The organism is Microbacterium sp. OVT16B (assembly GCF_019969705.1).
Lineage (GTDB): Bacteria > Actinomycetota > Actinomycetes > Actinomycetales > Microbacteriaceae > Microbacterium > Microbacterium natoriense.
In genome coordinates, this window is the sequence record NZ_JAHXZA010000001.1 from 1,130,799 (window position 1) to 1,145,388 (window position 14,590).

General features: G+C 68.5%; 13 protein-coding genes and 1 tRNA gene. 8 read left to right on the top strand and 6 right to left on the bottom strand.

The window, feature by feature from the left end; genetic code table 11:
* Positions 1-66 precede the first annotated feature (66 nt).
* The 4 genes from LC438_RS05255 to LC438_RS05270 all read left to right on the top strand — a co-directional run bounded on the left by LC438_RS05255 (position 67) and on the right by LC438_RS05270 (position 4,447).
* Positions 67-1,539 (top strand): malate:quinone oxidoreductase, encoded by a 1,473-nt coding sequence (locus LC438_RS05255; protein WP_105674103.1) that lies wholly within the window; start codon positions 67-69, stop codon positions 1,537-1,539.
* Positions 1,540-1,546: 7 nt separating this feature from the next.
* On the top strand, positions 1,547-2,158 hold the full coding sequence (locus LC438_RS05260; protein WP_105674101.1) for a thymidine kinase: 612 nt from the start codon (positions 1,547-1,549) through the stop codon (positions 2,156-2,158).
* Positions 2,159-2,466: 308 nt separating this feature from the next.
* Positions 2,467-3,165 (top strand): FadR/GntR family transcriptional regulator, encoded by a 699-nt coding sequence (locus LC438_RS05265; protein WP_105674099.1) that lies wholly within the window; start codon positions 2,467-2,469, stop codon positions 3,163-3,165.
* Between the two features lie 22 nt (positions 3,166-3,187).
* Positions 3,188-4,447 (top strand): alpha-hydroxy acid oxidase, encoded by a 1,260-nt coding sequence (locus LC438_RS05270; RefSeq protein ID WP_223586028.1) that lies wholly within the window; start codon positions 3,188-3,190, stop codon positions 4,445-4,447.
* Between the two features lie 59 nt (positions 4,448-4,506).
* Here LC438_RS05270 and LC438_RS05275 read toward each other — a convergent pair whose 3' ends face one another.
* The 5 genes from LC438_RS05275 to LC438_RS05295 all read right to left on the bottom strand — a co-directional run bounded on the left by LC438_RS05275 (position 4,507) and on the right by LC438_RS05295 (position 9,485).
* On the bottom strand, positions 4,507-5,262 hold the full coding sequence (locus tag LC438_RS05275; RefSeq protein ID WP_105674095.1) for an HAD-IIB family hydrolase: 756 nt from the start codon (positions 5,260-5,262) through the stop codon (positions 4,507-4,509).
* Complete coding sequence (locus LC438_RS05280) at positions 5,259-5,723, bottom strand: VanZ family protein (RefSeq protein WP_223586029.1); 465 nt, start codon at positions 5,721-5,723, stop codon at positions 5,259-5,261. The genes LC438_RS05275 and LC438_RS05280 overlap by 4 nt, the downstream gene beginning before the upstream one ends.
* Positions 5,724-5,790: 67 nt before the next feature.
* A tRNA-Pro gene (locus LC438_RS05285) sits at positions 5,791-5,867 on the bottom strand.
* 91 nt (positions 5,868-5,958) lie between these two features.
* Positions 5,959-6,900, bottom strand: a complete 942-nt coding sequence (locus tag LC438_RS05290; RefSeq protein ID WP_105674091.1) for a metallophosphoesterase — start codon at positions 6,898-6,900, stop codon at positions 5,959-5,961.
* Positions 6,897-9,485: a transglycosylase domain-containing protein gene (locus LC438_RS05295; protein WP_181155876.1), complete on the bottom strand. Its 2,589-nt coding sequence runs from the start codon at positions 9,483-9,485 to the stop codon at positions 6,897-6,899. Before LC438_RS05295 ends, LC438_RS05290 begins: the two co-directional genes overlap by 4 nt.
* A gap of 78 nt (positions 9,486-9,563) precedes the next feature.
* Here LC438_RS05295 and LC438_RS05300 point away from each other — a divergent pair, with 78 nt between their 5' ends.
* The gene (locus LC438_RS05300) at positions 9,564-9,788 is read left to right on the top strand and encodes a hypothetical protein (RefSeq protein ID WP_105674089.1); all 225 of its coding nucleotides are present in this window, start codon (positions 9,564-9,566) and stop codon (positions 9,786-9,788) included.
* Positions 9,785-10,243 carry a RidA family protein gene (locus LC438_RS05305; RefSeq protein WP_105674087.1) on the top strand — a complete coding sequence of 153 codons (459 nt, stop codon included), beginning with the start codon at positions 9,785-9,787 and terminating at the stop codon, positions 10,241-10,243. Before LC438_RS05300 ends, LC438_RS05305 begins: the two co-directional genes overlap by 4 nt.
* 74 nt (positions 10,244-10,317) lie before the next feature.
* Here LC438_RS05305 and acs read toward each other — a convergent pair whose 3' ends face one another.
* Entirely contained in the window at positions 10,318-12,285 is a 1,968-nt protein-coding gene (gene acs / locus LC438_RS05310) for an acetate--CoA ligase (RefSeq protein WP_223586030.1), read from the bottom strand.
* 391 nt (positions 12,286-12,676) lie between these two features.
* Between acs and LC438_RS05315 the strand changes: the two genes are divergently transcribed.
* Both LC438_RS05315 and LC438_RS05320 read left to right on the top strand, forming a co-directional pair.
* The gene (locus LC438_RS05315) at positions 12,677-13,690 is read left to right on the top strand and encodes a TadA family conjugal transfer-associated ATPase (RefSeq protein ID WP_223586031.1); all 1,014 of its coding nucleotides are present in this window, start codon (positions 12,677-12,679) and stop codon (positions 13,688-13,690) included.
* On the top strand, positions 13,684-14,580 hold the full coding sequence (locus tag LC438_RS05320; protein WP_223586032.1) for a type II secretion system F family protein: 897 nt from the start codon (positions 13,684-13,686) through the stop codon (positions 14,578-14,580). The genes LC438_RS05315 and LC438_RS05320 overlap by 7 nt, the downstream gene beginning before the upstream one ends.
* Positions 14,581-14,590: the final 10 nt, after the last annotated feature.

A 14,590-nucleotide genomic window follows, 5' to 3' on the forward strand; every position in this document is an offset into this window, starting at 1 on the left:
CGGATCCGGTCTGACCGGCCGGTCCGTGTGGTCAGCCGGGTCGTGCCCGCGAACTAGACTGTTCTGGTGACCGAAACCGTCGATGTCGTCTTGATCGGTGGTGGCATCATGAGCGCCACCCTGGGTACCCTGCTGCACCAGCTGCAGCCGGATTGGAAGATCGTCGCCTTCGAGCGACTCTCCGATGTGGCGCAGGAGTCGTCCAACCCCTGGAACAACGCCGGCACCGGTCACGCGGCGCTCTGCGAGCTGAACTACATGCCGCAGACGCCCGGTCAGCCGCTCGACCCGGCCAAGGCCGTCTCGATCAACGAGCAGTTCCAGCAGAGCCGCCAGTTCTGGTCGTCCCTCGTCGAGAAGGGCGTCCTGGACGCGCCGAAGACGTTCATCAACGCGACCCCGCACATGACGTTCGTGCGTGGCGAGAAGGACGTGGCGTACCTGAAGGACCGGTACGAGGTCCTCAAGAAGCAGCCGCTGTTCGACGGCATCGAGTACAGCGAGGACTCCCGGGTCATCAACAAGTGGGCGCCCCTGCTCATGCAGCAGCGCCGCAAGGGCGAGCCGTTCGCGGCGACCCGTGTGCCCGCAGGCACCGACGTCGACTTCGGCGCGCTCACCCACCAGCTCTTCGATCACCTCACCGCCTCGGGCGTCGACCTGCGTCTCAACCACGAGGTCAAGAGCCTGAAGAAGCAGAAGGACGGCGGCTGGCTGCTCGGCTACCGCAACACCCTCGGCCATACCCCGAACCAGATCAAGGCGCGCTTCGTCTTCGTCGGCGCCGGCGGCTGGGCTCTCAAGCTGCTGCAGCGCTCCGGCATCCCCGAGATCAAGGGCTACGGCGTCTTCCCGATCGGCGGCCAGTTCCTCAAGACCTCCAACCCGAAGATCGTCGCGCAGCACCAGGCGAAGGTGTATTCGCAGGCATCCGTCGGCGCTCCGCCGATGTCCGTGCCGCACCTCGACACGCGTGTCGTCGACGGCGAGGCCTCCCTGATGTTCGGCCCGTTCGCGACCTTCAGCCCCAAGTTCCTCAAGCAGGGCTCGATGCTCGACATCGTCACCCAGGTGCGCACGCACAACCTCTGGCCGATGCTGCGGGTCGCCTTCGCGAATCCCGACCTGATCACATATCTGGTGAGTGAGCTGCTGAAGAACCACCGCAAGAAGGTCGAGAGCCTCCGCACCTTCATGCCGACGGCGAAGGACGAGGACTGGACCCTCATCGATGCCGGTCAGCGCGCTCAGGTGATGAAGAAGGACGCCAAGAAGGGCGGGATCCTGCAGTTCGGCACCGAGGTCGTCTCCGCGGCGGACGGCTCGATCGCGGGTCTGCTCGGCGCTTCGCCCGGCGCGTCCACGGCCGTGCCGATCATGCTCGACCTGCTCAAGAAGTGCTTCCCCGAGGAGTACCCGAGCTGGGAGCCGGAGCTGCGTGCCCTCATCCCGACGTTCGGCGAGAAGCTGAACGAGGATGCCGCCGCTGCCGAGAGGTCCACGGCGGCGACCGCCGAGGTCCTCGGCATCAACGCGTAATCGCATCGTGGCGAAGCTCTACTTCCGCTACGGCGCGATGAACTCGGGCAAGTCCACCTCGCTGCTCCAGGCCGCGTACAACTACGAGGAGCGCGGCCAGCACGTGCTGCTCGCGAAGCCGGCGATCGACACCAAGGGCGCCTCCGAGATCTCCAGTCGCCTCGGCATGACGCGTGAGGTCGACTTCCTCGTCGGCGCCGACGACGATGCCCGCGCCCTGTTCGCCGCGCACAACCGCGACAGGGACATCGCCTGCCTCCTGGTCGATGAGGCGCAGTTCCTCACGCCGGCGCAGATCGACGACCTGTTCCGGATCGCGATCGAAGACGGCATCCCGGTGATCGCCTACGGCATCCGCAACGACTTCCTCACGCACGCCTTCCCCGGCTCTGCTCGTCTGCTGGCGATCTCGCACTCGCTGGAGGAGCTCAAGACGATTTGCCGCTGCGGACGCAAGGCGGTGTTCAACGGCCGCGTCGTCGGCGGCCGTTTCGTGTTCGACGGCGATCAGGTCGCGATCGACGAGGGCGCCGAGGGTGCGATCGCGCCCGAGGTCACGACGTACGAGTCGCTGTGCGGCGCCTGCTACCTCCAGGAGTCCGGCGGACGCCTGGGCTGACCGAGGCCCACGCCGTCTGACCCGGGCGTATGCCGGGCCGACGCGGGCCTATGCCGGGCTGTCGGGGTGTATGCCTGGGCTGACGCCCGCTCTGCTCTGCCCTGTTCCGCATCGTGCGCCTCGGTGGCGCCGTCCTCGCGTGATCTCGTCTTCGCGTTCATAACTCCTCATAGACGGCAGCACTCCTGCGCCCGACGGGGCGACAGCGTACGATTCGCGCGTTCTTTGAGGAGTTATGAACGTCGCTTGCGTGGTCTGACCACACGGGATACTGTGGTCAGACCACACACTCGACCTCGGGAGGACGGATGCCGGAGCAGCCGCGCGCCTGGCGCCTCGTGCTGGAGCACATCGAGCGCGGCCTCCTCGACGGTCGACTCGGCCCCGGCGACCGCCTCGCGTCGGAGCGGGATCTCTCCGCAGATCTCGGCGTCGGCCGATCCAGCGTCCGCGAAGCGCTGCGGGTGCTGGAGGTCATGGGGCTGATCCGCACGGCGACGGGCTCCGGGCCTCAGTCCGGGGCGATCGTCATCGCCACGCCGTCCGGCGGACTGTCGACGCTGCTGAGGCTGCAGGTGGCCGCCCACGGCTTTCCGATCGACGATGTCGTGCAGACGCGACTCGTGCTGGAGGCTGCGGTCGTCACGGCACTCGCCGCTGCGCCCGACCGTGACACGGAGGCCGCGCACCGCGTGCTCGAGGCGATGGATGCCGACGGCCTCACCGCCGAGGAGTTCCTCGCCCTCGACGCACAGCTGCACCTCGCCCTCGCCGAGGCGAGCGGGAACTCCGTGATCGCCGCCATGATGGCCGGACTCCGCACGTCGATCGAGTCGTACGTGCTGGAGGGGTCGGCATCCATCGGCGAGTGGAGCGCGATGGCCGACCGGCTGCGCGCCGAGCACCGCGCGATCGTGAAAGCGATCGACGGGGGAGAGGCGGATGCCGCCCGCGCCCTGGTGCACGCGCACATCACCGGCTACTACGAACACGTTCTGGGCCGCTGAGGCCCCCGACCGAAGGAGCACCATGGTCCAGCGCCAGATCCCCAACCCCGTGGAACTGCTCGAACTGATGAAGTTCAAGAAACCCGAGCTGAACGGGAAGAAACGGCGGCTCGACGCCGCGCTCACCATCGACGATCTGCGCACGATCGCGAAGCGACGCACACCCAAGGCCGCCTTCGACTACACGGACGGCGCGGCGGAGGGGGAGCTGTCGCTCTCCCGCGCGCGCCAGGCTTTCCAGGACGTCGAGTTCCACCCCGGCATCCTTCGTCCCGCACCCGACGTCGACACGTCCGTCGACATCCTCGGCGGCCCCTCGGCGCTTCCCTTCGGCATCGCGCCGACCGGGTTCACGCGTCTGATGCAGACCGAGGGCGAGATCGCGGGCGCGGGTGCGGCTGCCGCGGCGGGCATCCCGTTCACGCTGTCGACCCTCGGCACGACGTCGATCGAGGGCGTCATGGCGGCGAATCCGCACGGGCGCAACTGGTTCCAGTTGTACGTGATGCGCGACCGCGAGATCTCCTACGAGCTCACGCGCCGGGCCGCGGCAGCCGGCTTCGACACCCTGCACTTCACGGTCGACACCCCTGTCGCGGGCGCTCGTCTGCGTGACAAGCGCAACGGCTTCAGCATTCCGCCGCAGCTGACCCTCGGCACCATCGTCAACGCGATTCCGCGTCCGTGGTGGTGGTACGACTTCCTCACTACCCCCAAGCTCGAGTTCGCCTCGCTCAGCACCACGGGCGGCACCGTCGGCGAGCTGCTGGACGCGGCGATGGACCCGACGATCAGCTACGAAGACCTCGCCGTGATCCGCGACCTGTGGCCCGGCCGGATCGTCATCAAGGGCGTGCAGAACGTCGAGGACTCCGTGCGGCTGAAGGATGCGGGCGTCGACGGCATCGTGCTCTCGAACCACGGCGGTCGCCAGCTCGATCGCGCGCCGATCCCGTTCCACCTGCTGCCGTCGGTGCGCGAGGCCGTGGGCGACGACTTCACGGTCATGATCGACACCGGCATCATGAACGGCGCCGACATCGTGGCTTCCGTGGCGCTGGGGGCCGACTTCACGCTCATCGGGCGCGCCTACCTCTACGGTCTGATGGCGGGCGGTCGCGCCGGTGTCGATCGCACGATCGCGATTCTGCGCAGCGAGATCGAGCGGACCATGCGGCTGCTCGGCGTCTCGTCGCTCGCGGAGCTGGAGCCCGCGCACGTCACGCAGTTCACCCGCCTGGTCCCCGTCTCCCGCGCGGCCGTCGAGGTGAACGCTCGCTGACCGTCACCGGTCGTCGAGCGACCGGCCGAGATGACACGCGCTGTTGCCGACGCTCGTCCTCAGAGCGTCGGCAGCAGCGCGTCGAGCTTGTCGGCCGTGTCCTCCCAGCCGTCGACGGCCACGGACGGCACGCCGAGGGCCAGCACGGGGTAGTCGTTGCCGCCCTCGTCGAGACGGTCGCCGTAGAAGAGCATGGCGGACAGGGGGATGCCGGTGTGCTCGACGAGCTGCAGCATCCCGTAGGCTTTGTCGATGCCTGCGCGGGTGATGTCGATCGAGGTCGAGCCGCCGGCGCGCACCTCGAGTCCGGGCAGGCGGGCGGCCACGGCGTCGCGCAGGGCGAGGCGCTTCGCGCCGCTGGGGTCCCAGTCGTGCTTGGCGTCGCTCGGAGCCTTCTGCCCGAGGGCGGAGAAGGTGATCTGCGAGCCGCGGTCCTCCAGGATCTCGCCCCACGGCTCCGGCTCCCACAGGTTCAGCCGTTCGGCCTCCTCGCGCAGCGCCGTCAGCGCGGCGGACTTCTCGTCGTCGGTGAGGTCGTGCGCGTAGGCGGCGGCGAAGCCGGTGCCGTCGTAGCGCAGGTAGCGGGTGCCGCACGTGGGCAGCAGGTGCAGGCGCGCAAGGTCGGCGGCATCCGCATCGACCAGCTGTGCGATCACCTGGCTGCGGAACTGCTCCTCGTTGCCGCCGGAGATGATGGCGACGTCGACGCGGCGCAGCAGCGCGAGAAGGAGGTCGGCGATGCGAGGGCTGATGGCGCCCTTCGACGGTGCGAGCGTGTCATCGAGGTCGAAGGCGACGAGGGCAGGCGAGGTCATGATGCTTCCAGGGTAGACGGGCGCGCGGAGACGCGTGACGGGAACGCCCAGCTGCTCAGCAGGCAGAGCGCGACGCCGATCGTGGCGCCGATCGAGTTCGCGATGACGTCGTTGATCGACGGGTCGCGGTTCGGCAGGGCGAGGAGCTGTGTGAGCTCGATGGCGATGGATGCTGCGGGGCCGACGGCGAGCGCGAGCCAGCGCGCGCGGCGGGGGAGGAACACGTAGGCGACGATCCCCACGGGGATGAACACCAGGACGTTGGCTGCGACCTCGAGGGTCGTGAAGTCGAGCGAGGTCCAGCCCAGCCGGTGGACGGCGCCGAGGACCAGGTCGAGCACGTTCGGGATCGACTGCTCCACACGGCGGGGAGTGAGCGCAAGGAACCCGATGAGGGCGAGGAAGGGGATGCCGATCACGAGGGTCGTGATGCGCGCGATGCGGCGCCGTCGTGTACTCACGTGCGTTCCCCCTCGCGTGTGTGCCGTACAGAGAAGGCCGCCCCTGAGGGCGGCCTTCCGGTGTTACTGGTCGGGGTGACAGGATTTGAACCTGCGACCTCTTCGTCCCGAACGAAGCGCGCTACCAAGCTGCGCCACACCCCGTTTTGCAACCCTCCGAGTCTACAAGAGAAGGAGCGGAAACGGCGAATCGGGGCGATCGAATCGACGGGGTGGATCGTGACATGCCCTGCGTTCACGCGCCTTGACGAGCCGTCAGCGTCAGCAGCGTCGCCTCAGGACGGCACGCGAAGCGCACGGGGGCGTAGATCGAGTGGCCGCAGCCGGCGCTGACGTTCAGCGGCACGGTGCGGTGGTCGTGCGTCCACGTGCTCAGGCCCTTCGCCTGCTTCAGCGGGATGTCGCAGTTCGCGACCAGCGCGCCGAAGCCGGGGAGGCACACCTGACCGCCGTGCGTGTGTCCGCCGAAGATCGCATCGGCGCCGAGGTCGGTGAAGCCGTTGAGCACGCGCTGGTAGGGCGCGTGGGTCACACCGAGAACCGAAGTTCCGGCATCCCTCGGGCCGAGGGCGCCGATCGCGTCGGGGAGCACATCGAGGCGGTCCCAGTCGCGGTGCGCGTCGCTCACGCCGAAGAGGTCGACGGTCTCACCGGCGACGGTCAGGCGTGCGGCGGCGTTGTTCAGGTCGGTCCAGCCGAGCTCGTCGGTGAAGAAGCGGTCCATCGCCGCGGTGTCGAGCAGCGGCGACTTCTGGTGCTTCTTCGAGGGGCCCATGAAGTAGCGGAACGGATTGCGCGGAGAGGGTTCCGTCACGTCGTTCGACCCGTGCACGAAGACGCCGGGGATGCCCGCGAACGGCTCGAACGCACGGCGGATGCCATCGAGTCCGTCCCGGTGCCCGAGATTGTCGCCCGTGTTCACGATGAGGTCGGGCTTCAACTGGGCGAGGGACGCCAGCCAGTCCTGCTTGCGGTGCTGCCAGGGCGCCATGTGCGCATCGGAGATGTGCAGCACGCGCAGCGGAGCGGAGCCCGGAGCGAGCGCGGATGCCGTCGCCTCCCGCACCGTGAAGAGGTAGCGCTCGATGCCGATGCCCCAGACCGCGGCGGCAGCGCCAGCGGCCCCCACCGCGCCGAGCGCGATGAGGGCCGGGTGGACCGTGCGAGATGACGTCACTGGCACGAGACCTGGATCGTCGCGCTCTTGTTCGCCGCGGTGCCCGCTGCGGGGTTGGTGCTCGTCACCTTCGCGTTGGGCGGGTTGCAGGTGTTGTCGAACGCCACGGCGCTGAAACCTGCGCCGAACAGTGTGTTCTGCGCATCCGATCTCGACTGCCCGATCACCGCAGCAGGCACGGTCGCGCCCTGCCCGTTGCTCGGGGAGAGCGTGATGGTGGTGCCCGTCGCGGCCTGGCCCGAAGGGCTCTGAGCGGCGACGACGTTCGCAGGCAGATCGCTGTCGACGGGAGAGCTGACCGTCGCGGTGAACCCTGCCTCATCGAGGATCGCCGTGGCCTCCTCGATCGACTTGCCCACGACGTTCGGGACGTCGCTCTGCACCTGACGGGTGAGCTTGGTGTCGGGCTTCGGGAAGGCGTCGCCTCCGTACACCGCGTTGGCCGCGGTCTGGATGGCCTTCGCCATCCCGTAGCGGATGTCACCGAGTCGCGTGCCGTTGGCCCGGAAGTTGTTGAGCGTCTCGCGGCCGTCGATGTTTCCGACCCAGACGACCGTCGCGACCTTCGTGCTCGACTCCGCGAGCATGGTGTGCGACTTCTCGGCCGTACCGGTCTTTCCGATCACGGGGATGCCGTCATTCGGCCTCGCGTTGCCACCGGTTCCGCCGTTCATGACGCCGGCGAGAGCGAATGCTGCGGTCGCAGCCACTTCGGGAGTGAGCACCTGCGTGCACTTGGTCTCGGGGATCGCCTTGTCCTGGCCGTCCTGACCCACCACCCTGTCGATGGCCTTGGGCTCGCAGAAGATGCCGTTGTTGGCGACCGCCGCGTATGCGCCGGCCATCTGCAGGGGGGCGACGCTCTTGGAGCCGAGCACCGATGCGAAGGGAGAGTTGGGGGCCTGGTTGACGTCGGTGCCGCCGACCGTGATGTCGTCGCCGTTGCCGTAGTGGACTCCGAGGCTCTTGGCGACCTCGTTGATGTCGCACAGGTCGAGCTGCTGCGCCATGGCGAGGAATCCGGTGTTGAGCGACTGGGCGGTGAAGCGGGCCACACTGCTGACCGAGCCGCCGCCGTTGCCGAAGTTGTTGATCTTCGTGTTGTTCGTGATCTTGTCTCCGCACGCCGTGAAGGGCGTGAAGGTCTTCAAGCGGCCGTCCAGCACCTGGTTCACGGAGTGGCCCTTGTTGAGCCAGTCGAGCAGGGTGAAGAGCTTGTACGTCGATCCGGTCTCGAATCCGTAGGTGCTGCCACCGTGCGCACGGTCTGCTGCGAAGACCTGAGAGGACTCGCCGGCGGCGAGGTTGGCCGTCGCCGACTCGTTGAACGCAGTGTTCTGGGCCATGGCGATGATACGGCCGGTGCTCGTCTCGATCGATACGCCGGTTCCGCCCACGAGGATGCCGGGCATCGACTGAGGGACGCGCGACTTCACGGCCTCGATCGCCGGGTTCTGCACGCTCAGATCGAGTGTCGTGTAGATCTGCAGTCCACCGCGGCGCAGGTTGGCGCGACGGTCCTCGGGGGAGTCCCCGAAGGCCTTGTCGCTCTCGACGACCGACTTCACGTACTGGCAGAAGTACGCGTTGTCGCCAGCCGTGGCGCATCCCTGCGTGGCGTCGTGGAGCACAGGGGTGATCGGCGTGGCCTTGGCCTCGTCGTGCTGCGCCTGCGTGATCTTCCCATCGATGAGCATGCGCTCGAGCACGTAGTTGCGACGGGTCAGGGTGTCCTTGTAGCCGTCTTCCGCGCTGTTGTGCGCGACGCCGTCCTTGGTGGTGTAGGTGCCTCCGGGGAGGTCGATGCGATAGGTGTTGGGAGCCTGCACCATTCCGGCGATGGTGGCGGCCTGGGCGATGGTCAGGTTCGCCGCGGTCGTCGAGAAGTAGCGGTTCGCGGCGGCCTCGATGCCGTAGACGCGGCCGCCGAAGCTGGAGATGTTCAGGTAGCCGAGCAGGATGTCGTTCTTCGAGTAGTCCTTCTCGATCTGGAGGGCGTAGCGCATCTCGCGCAGCTTGCGCTCGATTCCGTCGCTGCCCGTGGCGACCGCGTAGTTCAGCCAGCACTGGTTGATCTGGTCGTCGTAGTCCTTCGCAGCGGTGTCGACCTTCTGCTCGCACTCCTGGATCTGCACGTTCTTCACGTACTGCTGAGTGATCGTCGACGCGCCGCGATCAGTCGAGCCGGTGACGTTTCCGAAGGCGGCCTTGATGGTCGCTCCGAGGTTCACTCCGCCGTGGGAGTAGAAGTTCTTGTCCTCACTGGCGAGCATGGCGTCGTACATCACCGGAGCGACCTGGTCGTACGAGACCGGGATGCGGTTCTGGTCGTAGAACGACGCGAGCGCGACCGGGTTGCCGTCGGTGCCCTTGGCGTAGATGGTCGACTGCTCCATGGGGGCGTTGACCTTGAGGTTCTCGGGGAGCTCCTCGAAGAGGGTGAGGGCCTTGGAACCGGTGATGCCCGTCATTGCGAGGACGGGGGTGGCGCTGGCCGTGACGAGGAGGCCGGCTACGACGCTGAGTCCGACGAGCCCGAGAAGGCCGCCGAGCACGCTCTTCACCGTGCGATTCTGTTGGGGCATACGCTTGATCGTAGGGGAGTTCCCTGAATACCGCCTTTGACGCGATACGGCACGGATGCCGTCAGAACGAGGAGTGCCATGACCACGTGGGAGTACCTGACCACGCCGCTGCTGATCCACAACACGGCGGCGATCCTGAACAACTGGGGCAAGCAGGGCTGGGAGCTCGTGCAGGTCGTGCAGGGGCCTGAGGGAGGGCTCGTCGCCTACCTCAAGCGCCCGGTGACGGCGGACGCCTCTGCGAACGCCGGTCTGGCCGCCGCGGCCGAGGCCGCCCGCCAGTTCGAAGGGGGCGCGGCATGACCGTCTCCGCCCGTCTCGCCGAGCTCGGCATCCAGCTCCCCGCCGTCGCGGCGCCCGTCGCCTCGTACGTCCCCGCCGTGGTGCACGCGGGCCTCGTCTACACCTCGGGTCAGCTGCCTTTCTCGGGCGGGGCGCTGCCGACGACCGGAAAGGTCGGCGCCGAGGTCACCGCCGAGGACGCGAACCTCTATGCGCGCACCTGTGCGCTGAACGCGCTCGCGGCCGCTGCGGATGCCGCGGGCGGCGTCGACCGCATCGCCGGCGTGCTTAAGGTCGGCGGCTTCGTCGCCTCCACTCCGGATTTCACCGGCCAGCCCGGCGTCATCAACGGCGCGAGCGAGGTGCTGGGCGAGATCTTCGGCGAGGCGGGCCGCCACGCGCGTGCAGCGGTGGGCGTCCCGGTGCTGCCCCTGGACAGCCCCGTCGAGGTCGAGGTCGTCTTCATCCTCGCCTGACGGCATCCGGCATCCTGACAGAACGAGAACGCCCCTCCTGAGCTTTCAGGAGGGGCGTTCTCTTTCCGTTCGGTCTACTTCACCTGCGCGGAGATGATGCTCATGACCGCGGTGTCGGCCAGCGTCGTGGTGTCGCCGACCTCGCGACCCTCCGCGACGTCACGCAGCAGGCGGCGCATGATCTTCCCCGAGCGCGTCTTGGGGAGTTCGCCGACGATGTAGACGTCGCGCGGGCGGGCGATCGCGCCGATCTGCTCGCCGACCCACAGCCGCAGCTGCTGGGCGAGACCCGCAGGATCGTGCGCGGCGAGGTAGCTCTCCTTGATGATGACGAAGGCGACGACGGCCTGGCCGGTCGTCTCGTCCGACGCGCCGACGACGGCGGCCTCCGCCGTGGCCTCGTGCGCCACAAGGGACGACTCGATCTCGGCGGTGGAGAGGCGGTGACCCGACACGTTCATCACGTCGTCCACCCGGCCGAGCAGCCACAGGTCTCCGTCGTCGTCGAGACGCGCGCCGTCGCCGGCGAAGTAGTACCCCTCGTCCTCGAACTTCTCCCAGTAGGTCTCGCGGTAGCGCTCGGGGTCGCCCCAGATGCCGCGCAGCATGCTGGGCCACGGTTCGGTGATGACCAGCAGGCCGCCGTTGCCGTTGCCGACTTCGACGCCCGACTCGTCGACCACGTCGATCGTGATACCGGGCAGGGGAACCTGGGCGGAACCGGGCTTGGTCGCGGTCACCCCGGGCAGGGCGGACACCATGATCGCGCCGGTCTCGGTCTGCCACCAGGTGTCGACGATGGGGGTCGTTCCGGCGCCGATCACCTCGCGGTACCACATCCACGCCTCGGGGTTGATGGGCTCGCCCACCGAGCCGAGCAGACGCAGCGACGACAGGTCGAACTTCGCGGGGATCGCGCGGCCGATCTTCATGAAGGAGCGGATGGCGGTCGGCGCCGTATAGAAGATCGAGACCTTGTGCTTCTCGATGATCTCCCACCAGCGACCCGGGTGCGGAGCATCCGGCGTGCCCTCGTACAGCACCTGGGTCGCGCCGTTGGCGAGGGGACCGTAGGCCACGTAGCTGTGCCCGGTGATCCAGCCGATGTCGGCGGTGCACCAGAAGACGTCGGTCTCTGGGTGCAGGTCGAACACGTACTTGTGCGAGTAGGCGACCTGGGTCAGGTAGCCGCCCGAGGTGTGCAGGATTCCCTTCGGCTTGCCGGTGGTCCCCGACGTGTAGAGGATGAACAGCGGGTTCTCCGCGGGGAAGGCCTGGGCCTCGTGCTCTGCGGATGCCGCAGGCACGACGTCGTGCCACCAGATGTCGCGGTCGTCGTTCCAGTCGACGTCATTGCCGCCGCGCTTGACGACGAGCACGTGCTCGACGGTCTGCTGCTCACCGTCGCCGCGGTCGGCGAGGGCCTGGTCGACGGCGGGCTTCAGGGCGGAGACCTTGCCCTTGCGATAGCCGCCGTCTGCGGTGATGACGAGCTTGGCTCCGGCGTCGTCGATGCGGGAGCGGAGGCTGTCGGCGCTGAAGCCGCCGAAGACGACGGAGTGGATCGCGCCGAGTCGGGCGACCGCGAGCATCGCCGCGATCGCCTCGGGGATCATCGGGAGGTAGATGGCGACGCGGTCGCCGTGGCCGATGCCGAGTCCTTCGAGGACGTTCGCCACGCGCTTGACCTCGTCGGTCAGCTCCGCGTACGTGATCGACCGGGAGTCGCCGGGCTCGCCCTCCCAGTGCAGGGCGACGCGGTCTCCGTTGCCCGCTTCCACGTGGCGGTCGAGGCAGTTGTAGGCGACGTTGAGCTCGCCGTCGTCGAACCACTTCGCGAACGGCGGCGTCGACCAGTCCAGGACCTGCGTGAACGGCGTGTGCCAGTGCAGCAGCTCGCGTGACTGTCCTGCCCAGAACGCCTCGCGATCGGCCGCTGCGCTCTCGTATAGAGCGGGGGAGGAGATGGACTGCGCCACGAACTCCTCGGACGGCGGGAACTGGCGGGTCTCATCGAGAAGATGGTCGATCTGGCTGCTCATCGGCAGGCGCTCCTTTGCGGCAAAGCTGTCGTGCACGGCAAGGCGGTGGGCGGCACGTTCAGGTCAACGAGAATCTAGTCTCGCGCATCTGCACCGCATACTGCCGAAAGTCGGTACTCGTCCTGGTTTTGTCAGGACGGTCGCCTTGCGTACACTCGACCACAGCCGAATTCTCATTCCGGCCTTGGCGTGCCAGATTCCCCCGATCGAGTGCCGCCGTGGGCGGCATCTCGTTCCCCCCGCGAGGTGCCGCCCTTCTTCGTTTGGGAGCGCTCCCTCGTCATGGTGGTCTTCTCTGCACCGATGCGTGTTCGGAGCAGTTGTGCACAGCTCCCGGGGATGAGACCTCTCGGGCGATCTGCGAGCACGACGACAGCCCTAGCGTCGGGGCATGAGCGATCCCTTCATCATCCGTCCACGCGGCGTCGAGCAGTCCGGTGCGGCCGCAGCGTCTACGCCTGGCGGTCCGCTGGTCGTCGATCCGCGGTTCGGTCCGCTCGTCGAGTACTGCGTCGACGAGGAGGTCACCGACATCTTCGTCAACGGCGCGTCCGGCCTCTTCGTCGATCGCGGACGGGGGGCGGAGGCTGCACCAGGATGGGCGGCATCCGAACGCGAGGTCCGCGATCTCGCCGTCGGGCTCGTGGGGCTCGGAGGCAGGCACCTCGATGATCAGGCGCCCTGCGTCGACGTGCGCCTCGACTCCGGCATCCGCGTCCATGCGGTGCTCGCCCCCGTCTCGACGTCGGGCACGGCGCTGTCGATCCGCATCCCTCGTGTGCGAGCAGCCGATCTCGACGCCCTCGCGGCGCTCGGCGCCTTCGACGCCAGGCTGCAGGCGTGGCTGCTGCGGCTCGTCCACGAACGAGCCAACATCCTCATCACCGGGGGCACCGGCACCGGAAAGACCACGCTGCTGTCCGCGCTGCTCGCCGCCGTACCGGAGACGGAGCGGATCGTGACGATCGAAGACGTCGCGGAGCTCCGCCCTCGGCATCCTCACCACGTCGCCCTCGAGGCGCGACAGGCCAATCTCGAGGGGGCGGGCGGTATCAGCCTCGCCAGGCTCGTGCGGGAGTCGCTGCGGATGCGCCCCGACCGGCTCGTGGTCGGCGAGTGCCGCGGCGAAGAGGTGCGCGAGCTGCTCACCGCTCTGAACACCGGGCACGACGGCGGGGCGGGAACCCTGCACGCCAGCGGGCTGAGCGACGTGCCCGCGCGGTTGGAGGCGCTGGGCGCCCTCGCCGGGATGGACGCCACCGCCCTGGCGAGGCAGACGGTCAGCGCGTTCACGGTCGTCCTGCATCTGGCGAGGGCGCCGGGAGGTGCCAGGCGCATCGCGCAGACGGGGAGATTCCTCATGAAAAATGATCGTCTCGACATCGAAGAGGTCATCCCGTGGTGAGGCTGCGGCGCAGGCGCCCCGTCGACACAGGGGCGGATGCCGCGACCTCCGTGCAGACTCTTGCGGTGCTGCTCCAGGCCGGAGCGGTTCCGCTCGTCGCCTGGAGGCACCTGGCGGAGACGGGCGACGCGCATGCGGCCGCCGTGGTGGCGAGGACGGATGAGGGCACTCCGCTCGTCGCGGCGATCGAGGCGGAGGGAGGGGCGTGGCTGGATCTCGCCGCCGCCTGGGAGATCGCGACCACCGTAGGGGCGCCGCTGGCCGAGGTGCTGCGGATGATCGCGGAGACGCTGCGCGACGCGGCTTCGGCCGCAGATGACGTGCGGATCGCGTTGGCCGAGCCCGCCGGCACCGCGAGGCTGCTGCTCCTCATGCCGCTGGCCGGTCTTCTCCTCGGATTCGCACTCGGCTTCGACACCGTGGGCGTGATCGTCGGCACTCCGATCGGCGCGGCGTGCGTCGCGGCGGGTCTGCTGCTGATGCTCGCCGCGCGCACCTGGACGAAACGGCTCCTCGAGCGGGCGAAGCCGGCACCCGGGACGCCGGGCATGGAGGCTGAGCTCGTCGCGGTGGCGCTGGCAGGCGGGGCCTCGGTCGAACGCGCACTGAAGCTGGTGTCCGAGAGTCCCGCCTCGCGCCACGGCGGTCGCGACCGCATCGACACGGTGCTCGCGCTGTCGCGCGCCGCCGGTGTCCCGGCCGGCGAGCTGCTGCGGGCGTCGGCCGCCCAGGAGCGTCACCAGGCGCGGATCGCCGGTCGGCTGCGCGCCGCGGCCCTGTCCACCAGGCTTCTGATCCCACTGGGCGTGTGCTCTCTGCCCGCCTTCATGCTCCTCGGCGTGGCGCCGCTGCTGCTGAGCGTGCTCACGACGACGTCGCTCTCCCTGTGAACGACAGGGA

Bases quoted from the DNA above. Each gene is read 5' to 3' on its own strand.
- LC438_RS05300 (WP_105674089.1), top strand. From the start codon at position 9,564: ATGACCACGTGGGAGTACCTGACCACGCCGCTGCTGATCCACAACACG.
- LC438_RS05305 (WP_105674087.1), top strand. From the start codon at position 9,785: ATGACCGTCTCCGCCCGTCTCGCCGAGCTCGGCATCCAGCTCCCCGCC.
- LC438_RS05295 (WP_181155876.1), bottom strand. From the start codon at position 9,485: ATGCCCCAACAGAATCGCACGGTGAAGAGCGTGCTCGGCGGCCTTCTC.
- LC438_RS05270 (WP_223586028.1), top strand. From the start codon at position 3,188: ATGGTCCAGCGCCAGATCCCCAACCCCGTGGAACTGCTCGAACTGATG.
- LC438_RS05265 (WP_105674099.1), top strand. From the start codon at position 2,467: ATGCCGGAGCAGCCGCGCGCCTGGCGCCTCGTGCTGGAGCACATCGAG.
- acs (WP_223586030.1), bottom strand. From the start codon at position 12,285: ATGAGCAGCCAGATCGACCATCTTCTCGATGAGACCCGCCAGTTCCCG.
- LC438_RS05315 (WP_223586031.1), top strand. From the start codon at position 12,677: ATGAGCGATCCCTTCATCATCCGTCCACGCGGCGTCGAGCAGTCCGGT.
- LC438_RS05275 (WP_105674095.1), bottom strand. From the start codon at position 5,262: ATGACCTCGCCTGCCCTCGTCGCCTTCGACCTCGATGACACGCTCGCA.